The 1,199-nt window shown below is 65.8% G+C and carries 2 protein-coding genes and 1 pseudogene; 1 reads left to right on the top strand and 2 read right to left on the bottom strand.

Going from position 1 to position 1,199, the window contains the following annotated elements:
• Positions 1–382: GAF domain-containing protein (locus A2J03_RS14380; protein ID WP_231912535.1), on the bottom strand; the 382-nt coding region annotated here is incomplete at its 3' end.
• A 75-nt stretch (positions 383–457) separates the two neighbouring features.
• Between A2J03_RS14380 and A2J03_RS14375 the strand changes: the two genes are divergently transcribed.
• Positions 458–1,066, top strand: a complete 609-nt coding sequence (locus A2J03_RS14375) for a GNAT family N-acetyltransferase (protein WP_068375070.1) — start codon at positions 458–460, stop codon at positions 1,064–1,066.
• A gap of 7 nt (positions 1,067–1,073) precedes the next feature.
• On the opposite strand, the pseudogene A2J03_RS14370 reads toward A2J03_RS14375, so the two are convergent.
• Positions 1,074–1,199 (bottom strand): annotated as a pseudogene (locus A2J03_RS14370) (TetR family transcriptional regulator); the annotation flags it as partial.

Below are 1,199 nucleotides of genomic sequence, written 5' to 3'. Positions count from 1 at the left end.
GACGCTCTGCCTCGAACGTCACAGCAAGCGCGTCGTGCATCGGGTAGCCGGGAGGGATCGCCTCCGCGTCGCCGACCCACAGGTGCACCCCGTGCACCTGGGCGTTTCGACCGACGACGGGGTGAAGGATGATGCGAGTCCGTCGCGCACCCGTAGGAACAGTCGTGTCCCGACTCTGGCCACCGGCGCGGACGTGCTCGAGAGACCGCGCGACCTCCGCCCAGACCTGCGCCGAGGATCTACCTCCCACCACCGCTTTGATCGCCCGAGACAGCGAAGACATGTCCCTCGATCGGCCACCGAGAGAGACGAGCGACGCACGGCCTCGATACACGGTTTCGACCAACATCCACCGTGGTACGGGGTCATCTTGCGCCTGCACCCGTACTGGTCTTGAATTCACCCGATCCACACTAACTGGATCAAACCGTTCGGAATGACGCGACGAAGGGGGAAAGTGACCAGCAGAATCCTGTCCGCGGACGCCTCCGACAGCGGCCGATGCGCATCCGTTCTGGCCGACGCGTTCAGCGACGACCCACTGATGGCAACCATCTGGCCCGAACGTGGTCGACGGCATTCGGCGCTGACCGGATACTTCGACGCGTCGTTGCGGCACTTTCACGTAGCCGGGGGCGGGGTTCGATACGCCGTCACCGACGCGGGTGACATCGCAGCGGCTGCAGTGTGGGACCCGCCCGGCTCTCAGCCGTCGATCACCCGAACTCTGCGAGCACTACCGTCTCTGCTCCCGATACTTCGCGGGCGGACGAGCGCCGCACTCGGCGTGAGATCGACACTCGATGCTCATCATCCGACGCGTCCGCACTGGTATCTGGCCAACCTCGGCAGTTCGACGGCTCGGCGCGGGCACGGATTCGCGGCAGCCTTGATGACGGACCAGCTCGCCCGATGCGACCGCGACGGAGTCGACGCGTACCTCGTCTGCACCTCCCCGGGCAACATCGCGTTCTACGAGCAGTTCGATTTCGTGGTCACGGAGAAGTTCGCCCTCGCGTCCGGCTCCGAGATGACGTCGATGTGGCGCGCCTGCGCGGCTCGGTGATCTCGGCTCAAGCCTTGCGCAGACCGTCGAACGTGAGGGCAACGACGGCGTCGGCCAGCGCGTCCACCGACCCGCCCGTACGCGGCTTGTACCACTCGATGAGCGAGTTGACGGTGCCGAACAGCAGCCTCGA

This window comes from Rhodococcus sp. EPR-157 (assembly GCF_001647195.1).
Classification (GTDB): Bacteria; Actinomycetota; Actinomycetes; order Mycobacteriales; family Mycobacteriaceae; genus Rhodococcoides.
Note: the sequence above shows the minus strand (reverse complement) of the source record. Positions and strands in the feature narration are given on the sequence as shown.